Source organism: Lysobacter sp. M15, assembly GCF_022662515.1.
Lineage (GTDB): Bacteria > Pseudomonadota > Gammaproteobacteria > Xanthomonadales > Xanthomonadaceae > JAKPBU01.
In genome coordinates this window covers 265,781-281,657 of sequence record NZ_JAKPBV010000005.1, presented here as the reverse complement: position 1 = coordinate 281,657, position 15,877 = coordinate 265,781, and the positions used below count along the sequence as shown (strand labels likewise).

The following is a 15,877-nucleotide window of genomic DNA, read 5'->3' as shown; positions in this document are numbered from 1 at the left end:
CTCGCGCCCAGCGTTCGCTTCCGGCGACGCGCGCAGCAACACCGACGATTGGAAACGGCGCGCGCACATGCGTGCGTCCTGAGGAGCAGGACAGATGAGACCCCCGATGACCGCAAAGGGCGCAGCGCGGCTGCGCGCGGAACTGGAAGAACTCAAGTCGGTCAAGCGGCCGGCGGTGATCGCCGCGATCGCCGAGGCGCGTGCGCACGGCGATCTGCGCGAGAACGCCGAGTACCACGCTGCGCGCGAGCAGCAGGGCTTCATCGAAGGCCGGATCAAACAGCTCGAGGGCGAGCTTTCGCATGCCCACATCATCGACGTAGCCACGCTTGATGCCGGCGACCGGGTCGTGTTCGGAGCCAGCGTGGTCCTGGCCGACGTGGATAACGACGAGGAGCGTCGCTACCAGATCGTGGGTGACCTGGAAGCCGACATCAAGCTGGGGTTGATCGCGATCTCCTCGCCGGTGGCGCGCGCCCTGATCGGCAAGCACGCGGGCGATACCATCACCATCGACGCTCCTGCGGGGCAGCGCGAGTACGAAATCGTCGGCGTCAGTTACGCAGGCTGAGGTCATGGCGCACGTCGCCCTCCTGCTGCCTGCGCGCGCACGCTTCGGCGGCCAGCGCCTGTCGCCGCAAACGGCACGCGCACTGGGCCGCGCCGACCGGCGCGACGAAAACGCCGGCGCGCGCGCGCAGCTGCGACGCCACTTCAGCCTGATCCCCGACCACTGGCCGCTGGCGTCGTTGACCCGGCGCGTCGATGCCGAGGACGCGGCCGGCGCCTGCTGGCTGCGCGCGGATCCCGCGCACGTGCGCGCCGGCATCAACGGGGCCACGCTGCTGGCCTGTGGCGATGGCGTGGGCCTCACGCCGGAGGAGACCGCGGCGCTGCTGCAGCCGCTCAGGCCGCTGTTTGGCGACACGGGTTTTCTCATCGACGCGCCGCGGCCGGGACACTGGTATCTGCGTCTGCCGCGCGAGGCGAAGCTGCCCCGTTTCACCGAGCCGTCGGAGGCGCTGGGCACGGACGTGTTCGAGCACCTGCCCGAGGGCGATGTGGGGCGTCGCTGGCGCAGCCTGCTCAGCGAAGCCGAAGTGGTTCTGCACAATCATCCGCTCAACGCCCGGCGCGCTGGCGAGGGCAGGCTGGCGGTGAATTCGCTCTGGTTCTGGGGCGGTGGCGTGTTGCCCGACCACACCAGCGCGCGGCGTGCGCGCCTGCAGTCCGACGACGAAGTGATGGGGGCGCTGGGGCACGGCAGTGCCGCCGTCGAGTCGCTGCCCGGGCAATACGGGCACGCCGAGGATGACTTGCTCGTCGATCTGCGCGCGCTGCGCGACCTCGCCCACATCGATCGCGACTGGCTGCAGCCGGCATTGCAGGATGTGGCATCTGGCCGCCTCGAAGGCCTGGAGCTGGACCTGGCCGACGGGCACATCATCGGCTTCGAGCGACGCCAACGCTGGCGCGTCTGGCGTCGACCGTGCGAGCGCCTGGGTGCGTGAGATGTGCGCAGGGAGCAGGAGCAAGTCCATTTGCCCGCGTGCCCGCCGGACCGGCGCGACGGGAATGAACGCGCCTTGAAACCCGTCATCCGACGCCGCGAATGTCCCGATACGGGCGCCTGGCCCGACAGCCTGCCGCCGCTGCTGCGCCGGATCCATGCCGCGCGCGGCTCGACCTGCATCGATGAGGCCCAGCCCAGGCTGTCCAATCTGCTGCCGCCTGACAGCCTCGGCGGCATGGAGGCGGCGACCGCGTTGCTGGCCGACGCGATCGCGCGCGACCGCCGGATCCTCATCGTTGGCGACTTCGATTGCGATGGCGCCACGGCCTGCGCGGTCGGCGTGCGCGGCCTGCAGATGCTTGGCGCGCGCAATGTCCAACATGCGGTCCCCAACCGCAGGGTGCATGGCTATGGCCTGTCGCCGGCGCTGGTCGAAGAACTCGCGGCGCTGGGGCCCGAGCTGTTGGTGACCGTCGACCATGGCATTGCCTGCCACGCCGGCATCGGCGCGGCCAAGGCGCGCGGCTGGGACGTGCTGGTCACCGATCACCACCTGCCGGGTGAGGTCCTGCCGCCCGCCGACGCGATCGTAAACCCCAACCTGCCTGACGACGGCTTCCCCAGCAAAGTGCTGGCGGGCGTCGGCGTGATGTTCTACGTACTGCTGGCGCTGCGCCGGCGCCTGCGCGAACGCGGCATGCTTGCCTCCGAGCCGGACCTGTCGGTCCTGCTCGACCTGGTGGCGGTGGGCACCGTCGCCGATCTGGTACCGCTGGATGCCAACAATCGCGCCCTGGTGGCTGCGGGGTTGCGTCGCCTGCGCGCTGGAAACGGATGCGCCGGTTTGAAGGCTTTGATCGAAGTCGCCGGTCGCGATGCGCAGCGGCTCAGCGCCACCGACATCGGCTTCGCCATCGCGCCCCGCATCAATGCCGCCGGGCGGCTGGAAGACATGGCGCTGGGCATCGAATGCCTGCTGACCGACGACCCGTCCCAGGCGCGCGAACTGGCGGCGGTACTGCATGGCATCAACGCCGAGCGCCAGGGCCTGCAGCAGGACATGGTGGACGAGGCCGAATCGATGCTGCCGCGCATCGATCCGGACGCGGTTCTGCCCCCGGCGCTCTGCTTCTACGATCCGCAGTGGCATCCCGGCGTGGTCGGCCTGGTCGCCTCCAAGCTGAAAGAACGGACCCATCGCCCGGTCGTCGCCTTCGCCCCGGCCGAGCCCGGCGGCGACAGCCTGCGGGGCTCCGCGCGTTCGATTCCCGGGCTGCACATCCGCGACGTTCTCGCGGCCGTGGACCATGCGCATCCCGGCCTGATGGACAGGTTCGGTGGCCACGCCATGGCCGCGGGCCTGAGCCTGCCATTGCATTCGCTGGCGGCCTTCCGCGCCGCGTGGCAGACGCAGGTCGCCGCCGTGCTCGATCCTGCGCTGCTGCAGGCGGAGCTCTGGAGCGACGGAGAGCTCGCGGCGGACCAGCTCGATCGCCACCACGCCGAACTGCTGCGCGACGCCGCGCCCTGGGGTCAGGGCTATCCGGAGCCGCTGTTCGACGGCTGCTTCGACGTGGTCGGAACGCGTCTGGTCGGCGCCAACCACCTCAAGCTGCGGCTGCGACTGGGCTCCCGGCAGCTCGACGCGATCCAGTTCGGCGGCGCCGATGCGTGCCCGGTGACGGCACGCGTCCGCATCGCCTATCGCCTGGCGGCAGACGACTGGCGCGGAGGCGATGCGATCCAGCTCATCGTGGTCCACCGCGAGCCAGCCTGATACGCATCCCGCCTGCTAGAATCCGCGGCCGTTTTTCAAGTTTTCTCCCATGATCGAACTCAATCCCGTGCGCCAGCGCATCGCCGACCTGACCGGGCGGCTGGATGCGCTGAGGGGGTATCTTTGACTACGACGCCAAGCGCGAGCGCCTGGAAGAAGTAGAACGCGAACTGGAACATCCGGACATCTGGAACGATGCCGAACGGGCGCAGGCGCTGGGCCGCGAGCGCTCCCTGCTCGACAAGACAGTCAACGGCATCAGGACCCTGACCGAAGGCCTCGCCGGATCGGGCGAGTTGCTGGATCTGGTCGAAGCCGAGAACGACGAGGAAACCGCCAACGCGATCGTCGCCGACGTCGACCGCTACGAGAAGGGTGTGGAGCAGCTGGAGTTCCAGCGCATGTTCTCGGGCAAGATGGACTCGCATTCGGCCTTCGTCGACATCCAGGCTGGCGCCGGCGGCACCGAAGCCCAGGACTGGGCGGAAATGCTGCTGCGCATGTACCTGCGCTGGGCCGAATCGCGCGGCTGGAAGACCGAGCTGCTCGAGGCCAGCGGCGGCGACGTCGCCGGCATCAAATCGGCCACGTTCCGGGTGGAGGGCGACTTCGCCTACGGCTGGCTGAAGACCGAGACCGGCGTGCACCGCCTGGTGCGCAAGTCGCCGTTCGATTCGGACAATCGGCGCCACACCTCGTTCACTTCGGTGTTCGTCTCGCCTGAAGTCGACGACGAGATCGACATCGAGATCAACCCGGCCGACCTGAAGACCGACGTCTATCGTTCCTCCGGCGCCGGCGGCCAGCACGTCAACAAGACCGAATCTGCGGTGCGCATCACCCACGTGCCCACCGGGATCGTGGTTGCCTGCCAGACCGAGCGCAGCCAGCACGCCAACCGCGACCGCGCCATGAAGATGCTCGCCGCCAAGCTGTACGAGCTCGAGGTTCAAAAACGCAATGCGGTGCGCGACGCGGTCGAGGCCACCAAGTCCGACATCGGCTGGGGCAGCCAGATCCGCAACTACGTCCTCGACCAGAGCCGGATCAAGGATCTGCGCACCGGCATCGAGCGCAGCGACACCCAGAAGGTGCTGGACGGCGACCTGGACGAGTTCATCGAAGCGAGTCTGAAGTCCGGGCTGGAGGCTGGTTCCAAACGTCTCGACGCGGTGTAATGCTTCGTTCGCCTTGTAGGGGCGGCGTCAGCCGCGAGCTATTCCGCCCGAACAGGTAATCTCGCAAGAGCTCGCGGCTGACGCCGCTCCTACCAAAGACAGCGCCGGATGGCCGAAGACATCACCCAGCAGTCGCATGCGAATGAAAACCTGCTGATCGCAGAGCGACGCCACAAGCTCGCCGCGTTGCGCGGGCAGGGCGTCGCGTTTCCGAACGATTTCCACCGTGCGGACCATGCCGGCGACCTGCACGCGGACTATGCCGATGCGGAACGTTGGACCGGCGAAGCGCTGGAGGCGACCGGCCGCCGCGTGGCGATCGCCGGGCGCTTGCTGGCCAAGCGGGTCATGGGCAAGGCCGCGTTCGCCCAGATCCAGGACATGACCGGCCGGATCCAGCTGTTCCTGCAAGCCAACGTGCTGGGCGAAGCCTACGATGCGTTCAAGGGCTGGGACGTCGGCGACATCATCGCAGCCGAGGGCGGCCTGACCCGCACGAAGACCGGCGAGCTGTCGGTGAAGGCGGACCGGCTGCGCCTGCTGACCAAGTCGCTGCGCCCGCTACCCGACAAATGGCACGGCCTCGCGGACGTGGAGCAGCGTTATCGCCAGCGCTATGTCGACCTGATCGTGAATCCGGAAGCGCGCGAGGTCTTCATCAAGCGCTCGCAGGTGATCGCCGCGCTGCGTCGCTGGCTCGACGCGCGCCGCTTCCTGGAGGTAGAAACGCCGATGATGCATTACATCGTCGGCGGCGCGACGGCCAGGCCGTTCCAGACCCATCACAACGCCCTGGGTCTCGACCTGTACCTGCGGGTCGCGCCGGAGCTGTACCTCAAACGTCTGGTGGTGGGCGGCTTCGAGCGCGTCTACGAGATCAACCGCAATTTCCGCAACGAAGGCGTCAGCACCCGGCACAATCCGGAGTTCACCATGCTCGAGCTGTACGAGGCTTACGCCACGTACGAGGAGATCATGGACCTGACCGAATCGATGATCCGGGATGCGGCGCAGACGGTCCTGGGCACCACCGCGCTGCATTGGGAGGGCCAGGCCATCGATCTGGGCCCCAGGTTTCGGCGCTGGAAGCTGGAAGAGGCGGTGCGCGAGCTCAACCCGGAGATCAGCGCTGCGGACTGCCGCGACCGCGAGGCCCTGGCCGCGCACTGCGCCCGCCTGAAGATTCCGGTGAAGCCGGGCTACGGCTGGGGTAAGCTGCTGCTGGAGATATTCGAGAAAACGGTCGAAACGGGGCTGATCCAGCCCACTTTCGTCACCCATTATCCGGTCGAGGTGTCCCCGCTGGCGCGGGAGTCCGATAGCGAACCGGGGATCACCGACCGTTTCGAGCTGTTTGTCGGGGGCAGGGAGCTTGCCAACGGTTTTTCGGAGCTCAACGACCCTGAAGACCAGGCGGCGCGGTTCCACGCCCAGGTCGAAGCAATGGAAGGCGGCGACGACGAAGCCATGCACTACGATGCCGATTACATCCGTGCGCTCGAGGTGGGCCTTCCGCCGACCGGCGGTCTCGGCGTGGGGATCGACCGCCTTGTGATGCTGTTCACGGATTCGGCTTCAATCCGCGACGTACTGCTCTTTCCATACATGCGGCCGGAAGGCTGAGCGTGACGGAGTGGGTTCCGTGGCATATAACTTGCTTGAATACCGGGGTGACCGCGTAGGCTCCGGAAGGGCGTTTGCTTCTGGAATAGCGGTAACTGGCACCGGCAGCCGCCGGGTCAAGAAGGCCGTACCGCTATCGCTACAACCGAGTACGCTCGAACGGCAGGAAGCCCGCAGTGGTCCACCGGGGGACACGTGAACATCGTCATCGTCGATGATCAGACATCCGCCAGGACGATGCTCCGCCATATCCTGGAGGACATCGGCCCTGAGCTGGACGTGCGCGATTTCGGCGATCCGCTCGAAGCCTTGGACTGGTGCGGGGCCAACCGTCCGGACCTGCTGTTGCTGGATTACCGCATGCCGGGCCTGGACGGGCTCGAATTCGCCCGCCGCTTCCGCCGTCCGCTGATGCACCGCGACGTGCCGATCGTGCTGGTGACGGTCGTCGGCGACGAACCGATCCGCCAGGCGGCACTGGATGCGGGCGTGATCGACTTCCTGGTCAAGCCCGTGCGGCCGCGCGAACTGCGTGCGCGTTGCCGGAACCTGCTGCAGCTCAGGCAGCAGAGCGAATCGGTGAAACAGCGCGCGCTGTCTCTGGAGCAGCGGTTGCTCTCGAGCATGCACGAGATCGAGGAGCGCGAGCGCGAGACCCTGTCCCGGCTGGCCCGCGCGATCGAGTATCGCGATGCCGGTACCAGCGCCTACCTCGAGCGCATGGCGCGGATCGCGGGCCTGATCGCCGAGGGCCTGGGTCTGCCCGAGGACGAAGTTCGCACCATCGAGCTGGCTGCGCCCCTGCACGACATCGGCAAGATCGCGATTCCCGACGACATCCTGCTCAAGGCCGGTCCATTGGATCCGGAACAGATCGCGCAGATGCGCCGGCATCCGCGCATTGGCTACAAGCTGCTGGCCGACAGCCAGAACCGCTTCGTCCAGACCAGTGCCCTGATCGCGTTGCGCCATCACGAGCGCTACGACGGAAGCGGCTATCCCGATGGGCTCAAGGGAGAAGACATCCCTCTGGCCGCGCGCATCGTCACCGTCGCCGATGTGTTCGACGCGCTGATCTCGCCCCGGCCGTACAAGCGCGCCTGGAGCATCGAGGAAGCGCTCGCATACCTGGTCGAGCAACGCGGCCTGCTGTTCGATCCGAAATGCATCGACGTTCTGCTGGGTGAGGAAGCGCGCCTGCGCGAAATCTGCGCCCAGACCTCGGTGCCAGCCGGCAACCCGTCCCTGCAATAGCCGCCATGGACGCGCTCCTGCAGGTCATCAAATCCAGGCTGTCGAATCGCACCGACAGCGAGCACGGCCAGGCCTTCGTGCGCGTGGCCATGCTGCTGGTGGTGCTCGCCTACCTGCTCGGGGTGGTCGAAGGCAGGCCGGGCTATGAGCGTGCCCTTGTCCTGTCACTGAGTTTCCTCGCCATCGAGTTCGGCGTGGCGCTGGCGATCGTGTCGTGGCTGCTGTGGCGCCCGCGCGCGTCCAACCCGCGCCGGGTCCTGGGCATGGTGGCCGACTACAGCCTGATGGGCGTCGGCCTGTACCTGCTGGGCGCCTACGGGGCGCCGCTGTATGTGATCCTCATGTGGGTGACGGTAGGCAACGGCCTGCGCTACGGGCCGGGGTTCCTGTACCTGGCGATCGGCTTCGCGGTCACGACCTTCCTGACCGTGCTCGTGTCCACCCCGTACTGGGGCACCAATCCCTGGCTGGGCTGGGCGCTGTTGGCCGGACTGGTGGCGATCCCGCTGTACCTGCTGTCGCTGTTGAAGGCGCTGGTACGGGCGACCGAAGCTGCGCGCACCGCCAACGAAGCGAAAAGCCGGTTCCTGGCCAACATGAGCCACGAGTTCCGCACTCCGCTGAACGGCATCGTCGGCATGTCCGACCTGCTGATGACCACCACCATGTCCAGCGACCAGCGCGACAGCGCGAAGGTCATCCAGACCGCGGCCCGGACGCTGCAGCTGCTGGTGGACGACGTACTCGACCTGTCGGCGATTGAGGCTGGCAAGTTCAAGCACGACAGGTCGGATTTCTCGCTGACGGAACTGCTCCGTAACATCCACCTGATGTTGCAGCCGGGCGCACAGGCCAAAGGACTGGCGTTCGAGTTCAAGATCGCGCCCGACGTACCCACCCGGGTTCACGGCGATGCTGGCCACCTGCAGCAGGTGCTAGTCAACCTGCTGTCGAACGCGATCAAGTTCACCGAGACGGGCAAGGTCACCCTGGACGCGTCGCTGATGCCGTCCGGCCCGGACGCCATCTCCGTGCATTTCTCGGTCCGCGATACCGGCATCGGCATCCCCGCCGACCGGCTGGACAAGCTGTTTGATGCGTTCGAGCAGGTCGAGATCGGGCATGGGCGCCGCTTTGGCGGAACCGGGCTGGGCACCACCATCGCCAAGGCCCTGACCGAGCTGATGGGCGGGCGGATCGGGGTGGAAAGCACGCCGGGCGTTGGCTCGGAGTTCTGGGTCGAAATGCCGTTCGCTCCTGCACAGGCGCAGGAAGAGCCCGCCGGCGCAAGCAATGTCATCGCGTTCGCCGACCCGTTCATCCGCCATCGCGCACGGGTCCGGCCGCTGCGGATCCTGGTGGCGGACGACCAGTCGGCCAACCTGATGGTCATGCGCAAGCTGCTGGAGAAGGCCGGGCACCGACCGCAGATCGTCAACGATGGTGAGGACGTGCTCAATGCGATCGAAGCCCAGCAGTTCGATGCGGTGATCATCGACCTGCACATGCCCGGGGTCAGCGGACTGGACGTGATCAAGCAGGCGCGCTTCATGCAGGCGGGCGGGCCGCGCACGCCCTTCATCGTCGTGTCGGCCGACGCTACCACCGAAGCGCGGATCGAATGCGAAAAGGCCGGTGCCTATGCCTTCCTGACCAAGCCGATCGTGATCGACAAGCTGCTCGAGCGGCTGGCGGAAATCGCCGAGGGCCTGCCCGCGGGCGCGGTCGCCAAGGTCGCACAGCCCGAACCGGTGTCGAACAAGGAGGTCATTTCACAGGACCTGCTCGACGAATTGCGCGGCATGGGCATGGGCGAGGAGTTCGTGGCGAAGTTCCTCACCGAATGCGCGCGCGACGCGCGCAAATGCGTGGCCGATCTGGATGTGGCTGGGCGCGGCCGGGACTGGCAGGCTTTCCGCGATGCCTGTCATGCGCTCAAGGGGACCGCCGGCAACATGGGCGCCTCGCGCCTGGCCGAGAGCGCCTCGCAAGGGATGGGCATGACCGCCGAAAGGCTGCTGGACGAATGGCAGCTCGTGGTCGACCGGCTGCGACAGCAGCTCGAGCAGACGCTAACGGCGCTGCGCGCCGGCGGCAACATGATTGCCGCCGACGTGGACCAGGATTCGGCTCGCTGATGCGGGGTCAGACGGCCGAGACGTTCTCCAGCACGGCTTCCGGGCGGCGCAGCTGTGCGCGCACCAGGCGTTCCATCACCCGCAGTTGCTTGTCGGTCAGCTGCAGCGCGGTATCGACCCAGATCTCGGTGATGCGGGCGAGTTCGTCCAGCGAGACCGGATTGACCGCGTCGCGCACGCGATGCAGCGCCAGGCGCGCGGTCGCGATGCGGCGGTTCTGCCGGATCACTTCGTGCACCGCGCGCGCGCCTTCGCCCTTGGGGACCAGCACGTCGACGATGCCCATCCGATGCAGTTGGTCGCTGCTGTACATGACGCCGTTGAGCATCATCTGCTCGGCCAGCTTCGGGCTCACGCGACGGGACAGCAGCGAATACGCGCCCATGCCCGGGAACAGGCCGAACAACACCTCTGGGAATCCCATCTGCACGCCGGATTCGGCCACGATGGTCTGGCATGCGAGCGCGAGTTCGAAGCCGCCGCCCAGCGCATCGCCCTGCACCAGAGCGACGGTGTGAGCGGACGGGTGCAGGCGCGTATGCAGCAGGTGGATGCTGTCGACGCATTCGGTGGCGTAGCGCATCAGGCCTTCGCGATCGCGTTCACGGATCAGGTGCGAGAACAGCTGGAGATCGCCGCCGAGGTTGAAGACATGCGCGTCGGATGCGAGCACGATGTGCGAGATCTGTGCGGGATCCGCCTCGACGTCGGACTTGATCGTATTGATCGTTTCCTGCGCGAACAGACGCAACTCGCGCAGAAGTCGCGGGCTGAAGCACGGGCGGTAGCCAGCTTCCGAGAACGCCTGCTGGGCGTGCATGAAGCACCAGTGAGAGGCATTGCTGGCATCGCCCTGGGTGCGGATGGTGGACAGAGAGGGATCGCGGTGCAGTTGTTCGACGTTGTACATGAGAGGTTCCCCTGGAAGCGGATCGCGGCACCGACCGGGCGCGCCGGCTGCGATCCAAAGGCATAGAAATGCGCCCGTTTGCGCCTCTATGCACCTTCCAAGGTGAAACTGCAAGCGTTTCCAGCAATTGATCGGCAACTAATGCCGCGTACGCGGGGCAAAGTGACGCTGCGTGTCACCTCGCCGGCCGGGACAGGGGTGTTCAGGCGGACGCTGTCGGCTCGCGCAATTCGCGGCGCAGGATCTTGCCGACGTTGGTTTTGGGCAGTTCCTGGCGGAACTCGACGAATCGGGGTTGCTTGTACCCGGTCAGGTTGAGCCGTGCATGCGCCTTCACCTGTTCGGCGGTAAGGGACGGGTCCTTGCGCACGATCACCACCTTCACCGCCTCCCCGGATTTGTCGTCCGGCACGCCTACGGCCGCCACTTCGAGGACCCCCGGCATCATCGCGATGACGTCCTCGACTTCGTTCGGATACACGTTGAAGCCCGACACCAGGATCATGTCCTTCTTGCGGTCGACGATGTAGAAATAGCCGGCCTCGTCCATCCTCGCCATGTCCCCGGTGTGCAGCCAGCCCTCGTCGTCGATCACGGCTGCGGTTTCCTCCGGACGCTGCCAGTAGCCCTTCATGACCTGTGGACCCTTGATGCACAGCTCGCCGACCTCGCCGGTGGGCAGGACGCGGCCGTCCTCGTCCTTGACGCAGGCGTCGGTGGATGGCACCGGCAGGCCGATCGAGCCGTTGTAGTCGACTAGGTCCATCGGGTTGATGCAGGCCGCGGGCGAGGTCTCGGTCAGGCCATAGGCTTCGATCAGCGGTACCCCGGTGACCTGTTTCCAGCGCTCGGCGACGGCACGTTGCACGGCCATTCCGCCTCCCAGCGTCAGGCGCAGGTGCGAAAAGTCGAGTTTGTCGAAGCCGGGCGTGTTGAGCAGGCCGTTGAACAGGGTGTTGACCCCGGTGATCGCGGTGAAGGGGACCTTCGACAATTCCTTGACGAAGCCGGGCATGTCGCGTGGGTTGGTGATCAGGTAGTTCAATGCGCCGATCTTCATGAAGACCAGCCCGTTCGCCGTGAGCGAGAAGATGTGATACAGCGGCAGCGCGGTGATGATGATTTCCTGCCCGTCGCGGACCAGGGTGTCGATCCATGCAGAAGCCTGCTGCATGTTGGCGACCAGGTTGCGGTGCGTGAGCATGGCGCCCTTGGCCACGCCCGTCGTGCCGCCGGTGTACTGCAGGAAAGCGACGTCGCCGGATTCGATCTCGACGTCGGGGAGGGTGTGCCGCTGGCCCAGGCTGAGCGCGTCGGCGAAACGGATCGCGCCCGGGATGTCGTAGTCGGGCACCATTTTCTTCACATAACGCAGCACGAAGTTGACGATCGCGCCTTTGGGAAATCCAAGCAGGTCGCCCAGGCCAGTGGTGATCACCTGCTTCACTTGGGTGCCGGCAAGGGCGTCCTGCACCGTGCGTCCGAAGTTGTCGACCACCAGGATCGCAACCGCACCCGAATCGACGAGCTGATGCTTCAGCTCCCGCGGGGTGTACATGGGGTTCACGTTCACCACCGTGAGCCCCGCGCGCAGGATGCCGAACGTGGAGATCGGATACTGCAGGCAGTTGGGCATCATGATCGCGACACGATCGCCCTTCTTGAGCCCGAGCTCGCCCAGCAGGTAGGCCGCCAGCTGCGCACTGGCGCGGTCGATTTCCCCGTAGGTGAGGGTCTTGCCGAGGTTGCTGAAGGCGGGGTTGTCGCGGTAGCGGTCGATCGCGCTTTGCAGCACCTGCGGGACCGACGAAAACTGGTCGGGGTCGATTTCGGCAGGAACGCCGGCGGGGTAGCTCGCCAGCCAGGGGCGTGCGTCGTTCATGCGAAGGTCTCCCTGTTCCTGTCTGCGGCCACGTGTTTCGGTGGCGTAAGCCTGGCCCGATTGGAGCATAGGCTCTAGGGGCTGGCAAGGCGTCATTCGACCGCCAGCTCCCGGAGGGGTAGTGTCATGTGGTCGGCGCAAAACGGACGGAACGATGGGGAAAACAAGCGCGTGGCGTCTACTCATGGCTCTGGCCATCGTTGGCTGTGCTTGCGCGTGCGCCCGGACGCCGCCCGAGCAGGCATTGCGCGACACCATCGCCCAGCTGCAGCGCGATATCGGGGCGCGGGATGCCGACGCGGTCACCTCGGTACTGGCCGAGGACTTCGTCGGCAACGAGGGCATGGATCGTCGGGGCGCGCGTCAGCTGGCGGCCGGCACGTTCCTGCGCTACCGCGAGGTGGGCGCGAAGCTGGGTCCACTTCAAGTTGAAATGAGGGGCGACCGTCATGCGACGGTGCGCTTCACCGCGGCGATCAGCGGCGGCGCCGGACTCGTGCCTCAGGAGGGGCAGGTTTACCAGGTCGTCACGGGCTGGCGTCTGGTCGACGGCGACTGGATGTTGACCAGCGCCGATTGGACGCCTGCGCTATGAGGCAAGCACCGCGCGGATGCACTGCCAGGCTGATCCGGTCGGATCCGCCGGCAAGGCATCAGGCGGCGATACATCTGCCGAAGTAGTTGCTGCAGCGAAGCTGAGGGCGACCGCTGGACAGGCGATCAGATAGCTCGCGCGGCATTGCCGCGCGGCCTTCGCGAACGCCCGCCGCGCTGCGGCGGGGCGGGGCGGGTTTCCGCCCCATGCGAAGCCGGTTATGCGGCTTTTCTTGCGGCCAGTTGGCGAAGGACGTACTGCAGCAGGCCGCCGTGGCGGAAATACTCCACTTCCTTCGGCGTCAGCAGCAGCACGCTCGCCTGGAACACCATCTTGCTGCCGCCTGCCTTGGTGGCGGTGACTGTGGCTGTCTTGGCTGCACCGTCGTCGAGTCCTGTGATGTCGAAGGTTTCCGAGCCGTCGAGCCCCAACGACTGTGCGTTATCGCCGTCCCTGAACTGCAGCGGCAACACGCCCATGCCGACCAGGTTGGATCGGTGGATGCGCTCGAAGCTCTCGGCGATCACCGCCTTCACGCCCAGCAGGTTGGTGCCCTTGGCCGCCCAGTCGCGCGAGGAGCCGGTGCCGTATTCCTTGCCGGCCAGCACAACCAGCGGAACGCCATCGGCCTTGTACTTCATCGCGGCGTCGTAGATCGGCAGCTTTTCCGGCTTGGCCGAACCCGGTGGGTGGTACAGCGTATTGCCGCCTTCTTCGCCGCCGAACATCAGGTTCTTGATCCGGATGTTGGCGAAGGTGCCGCGCACCATCACGTCGTCGTTGCCGCGGCGCGAGCCGTAGCTGTTGAAGTCGGCCGGTTGCACGCCGCGTTCCTGCAGGAAGCGGCCCGCAGGTGAGTCCTTCTTGATGTTGCCGGCCGGGGAGATGTGGTCGGTGGTGATCGAATCGCCGAACAGTCCGAGCACGCGTGCGCCGTGGATGTCGTCGATGGTGCCGACTTCCATCGTCATGCCGTCGAAGTAGGGCGGGTTCTTGATGTAGGTGGACGCTCCGTCCCAGGCGTAGGACTCGCCCTCTGGCGAGGCGATCTGGTTCCAGCGCGCGTCGCCCTTGAACACGTCGGCGTAGTTCTGCGCGAACAGTTCCGGGCCGACCGTGGCGGCGATGGTGTCGCCGATTTCCTTGTTGGTCGGCCAGATGTCGCGCAGGTAGACGTCGTTGCCGGCCGTGTCCTTCCCCAGCGGCTGGGTGGTCAGGTCGATGTCGACGGTGCCGGCGATCGCGTAGGCCACCACCAGCGGTGGGGAGGCGAGGTAGTTGGCCTTCACTTCCGGATGCACGCGGCCTTCGAAGTTGCGGTTGCCCGACAGAACCGATGCGACCACGAGTTCATTTTCCGCGATGCCCTTGGACACTTCGTCCGGCAGCGGGCCGGAGTTGCCGATGCAGGTCGTGCAGCCGTAGCCGACGACGAAGAAGCCAAGTCCTTCCAGGTCGTCAAGCACGCCGGCCTTCTTCAGATAGTCGGTGACCACCAGCGAGCCCGGGCCGAGCGAGGTCTTCACCCAGGGGGCGGCTTTCAGGCCCTTGGCCACCGCATTGCGCGCCAGCAGTCCGGCACCCAGCATCACGGCGGGATTGGACGTGTTGGTGCAGGAGGTGATCGCGGCGATCACCACCGAGCCGTCGGTGAGTTCCGCATCCACATCCTTGATCCGGATCTTCGATTTTGGCTTGGCAGCCAGGTGTTCGGCCTGCGGCTGTGCGCCGCCTTCTTCCTTGAAGTCCGCCACCGCGCCGTTCTGGGCCTTGCGGTTGGCGACCAGTGGGCCGAGGTTGTCGGCGAAGTTGGTCTTGACGTCCTGCAGCAACACGCGGTCCTGCGGGCGCTTGGGGCCGGCCAGCGATGGCTTGACGTCTGCAAGGTCGAGCTCGAGCGTGGCCGAGTAACTGGCGTGCGGGGTGTCGGCGTCGTGCCACAGCCCCTGCGCCTTGGCATAGGTCTCGACCAGGGCGATCTGTTCCTCGCTGCGGCCGGACAGCCGCAGGTAGGTCAGCGATTCGGCGTCGATCGGGAAGATGCCGCAGGTCGCGCCGTATTCGGGCGCCATGTTGGCGATGGTGGCGCGGTCGGCCAGCGGCAGGTGCTGCAGGCCATCGCCGTAGAACTCGACGAACTTCCCGACCACGCCCAGCTTGCGCAGCATCTGGGTCACGGTCAGCACCAGGTCGGTGGCAGTGGTGCCTTCGGGCAGCCTGCCGGTCAACTTGAAGCCGACGACCTGCGGGATCAGCATCGAGGACGGCTGACCCAGCATCGCGGCCTCGGCCTCGATTCCGCCCACGCCCCAGCCCAGCACGCCGATGCCGTTGATCATGGTGGTGTGCGAATCGGTGCCGAACACCGTGTCCGGGAACGCCCAGGTTTCCCCGTCAATGTCACGCTCCATCACCACACGCGCCAGGTTCTCGAGGTTCACCTGGTGGACGATGCCGGTGTTCGGCGGCACCACCTTGAAGTTCTCGAATGCCTTCTGGCCCCAGCGCAGGAAGCTGTAGCGCTCCTGATTGCGTTCGAATTCGATCTTGCCGTTGAGGTCCAGCGCGTCCGCGCGGCCGAAGACGTCGACCTGCACGGAGTGGTCGATCACCAGTTCGGACGGGATCAGCGGGTTGATCTGGCTCGCCTTGCCGCCCAGCTTGGTGACGGCATCGCGCATCGCCGCCAGGTCGACCACGCAGGGCACGCCGGTGAAGTCCTGCAGCACCACGCGCGCCGGCATGAACGCTATTTCGGTATCGGGTTCGGCCTGCGCGTCCCACTTCGCGACCGCCTCGATGTGGGCGGGCAGCACGCTCACGCCGTCCTCGTGCCGGAGCAGGTTTTCCAGCAGGATCTTCATCGAGTAGGGCAGCCTCGCCAGCAGCTGGCCGGCAGACCCGGGTCCGCCGAGGCGCTCGGCCAGCCTGGGCAGGCTCGAATAGATATAGGAGCGACCATTGACGTCGAGGCGGGCGCGGCTGGCGAAGGAGTCGGACATGGGGG

At 66.5% G+C, this 15,877-nt stretch carries 11 protein-coding genes; 8 read left to right on the top strand and 3 right to left on the bottom strand.

The genetic code is table 11. The annotated features are described in order from the left end of the window. Positions 1 to 106 precede the first annotated feature (106 nt). The 7 genes from greA (at position 107) to MC380_RS04800 (ending at position 9,483) form a co-directional block, all read left to right on the top strand. Positions 107 to 571, top strand: a complete 465-nt coding sequence (gene greA, locus MC380_RS04830) for a transcription elongation factor GreA (protein WP_242103762.1) — start codon at positions 107 to 109, stop codon at positions 569 to 571. Positions 572 to 575: 4 nt separating this feature from the next. After that, positions 576 to 1,511, top strand: a complete 936-nt coding sequence (locus tag MC380_RS04825; RefSeq protein WP_242103763.1) for a phosphoglycerate mutase — start codon at positions 576 to 578, stop codon at positions 1,509 to 1,511. Positions 1,512 to 1,586: 75 nt separating this feature from the next. After that, complete coding sequence (gene recJ, locus MC380_RS04820; protein ID WP_242163332.1) at positions 1,587 to 3,290, top strand: single-stranded-DNA-specific exonuclease RecJ; 1,704 nt, start codon at positions 1,587 to 1,589, stop codon at positions 3,288 to 3,290. Positions 3,291 to 3,339: 49 nt separating this feature from the next. After that, positions 3,340 to 4,468 (top strand): peptide chain release factor 2 gene (prfB, locus tag MC380_RS04815; protein ID WP_242103765.1). Its coding sequence is split into 2 segments (ribosomal slippage): positions 3,340 to 3,414 and positions 3,416 to 4,468, totalling 1,128 coding nucleotides; the frame shifts between segments, so codons are not numbered across the junction. A 108-nt stretch (positions 4,469 to 4,576) separates the two neighbouring features. Further along, a complete protein-coding gene (lysS, locus tag MC380_RS04810) occupies positions 4,577 to 6,091 on the top strand; it encodes a lysine--tRNA ligase (protein ID WP_242103783.1) in 1,515 nt (504 codons plus the stop codon). Between the two features lie 195 nt (positions 6,092 to 6,286). Continuing rightward, the gene (locus MC380_RS04805) at positions 6,287 to 7,345 is read left to right on the top strand and encodes a two-component system response regulator (RefSeq protein ID WP_343223534.1); all 1,059 of its coding nucleotides are present in this window, start codon (positions 6,287 to 6,289) and stop codon (positions 7,343 to 7,345) included. 5 nt (positions 7,346 to 7,350) lie between these two features. Then, positions 7,351 to 9,483, top strand: coding sequence for an ATP-binding protein (locus MC380_RS04800; RefSeq protein ID WP_242103784.1), 2,133 nt, complete (start codon positions 7,351 to 7,353; stop codon positions 9,481 to 9,483). A gap of 7 nt (positions 9,484 to 9,490) precedes the next feature. Here the strand turns inward: MC380_RS04800 and MC380_RS04795 are convergent, their stop codons facing one another. Further along, positions 9,491 to 10,393 carry a crotonase/enoyl-CoA hydratase family protein gene (locus tag MC380_RS04795; protein WP_242103785.1) on the bottom strand — a complete coding sequence of 301 codons (903 nt, stop codon included), beginning with the start codon at positions 10,391 to 10,393 and terminating at the stop codon, positions 9,491 to 9,493. A gap of 202 nt (positions 10,394 to 10,595) precedes the next feature. Further along, positions 10,596 to 12,275, bottom strand: coding sequence for a long-chain fatty acid--CoA ligase (locus MC380_RS04790; RefSeq protein ID WP_242103786.1), 1,680 nt, complete (start codon positions 12,273 to 12,275; stop codon positions 10,596 to 10,598). Positions 12,276 to 12,459: 184 nt separating this feature from the next. Here MC380_RS04790 and MC380_RS04785 point away from each other — a divergent pair, with 184 nt between their 5' ends. After that, positions 12,460 to 12,870 carry a nuclear transport factor 2 family protein gene (locus MC380_RS04785; protein WP_242103787.1) on the top strand — a complete coding sequence of 137 codons (411 nt, stop codon included), beginning with the start codon at positions 12,460 to 12,462 and terminating at the stop codon, positions 12,868 to 12,870. Positions 12,871 to 13,088: 218 nt separating this feature from the next. Here MC380_RS04785 and acnA read toward each other — a convergent pair whose 3' ends face one another. After that, a complete protein-coding gene (acnA, locus tag MC380_RS04780; protein WP_242163330.1) occupies positions 13,089 to 15,872 on the bottom strand; it encodes an aconitate hydratase AcnA in 2,784 nt (927 codons plus the stop codon). Positions 15,873 to 15,877: the final 5 nt, after the last annotated feature.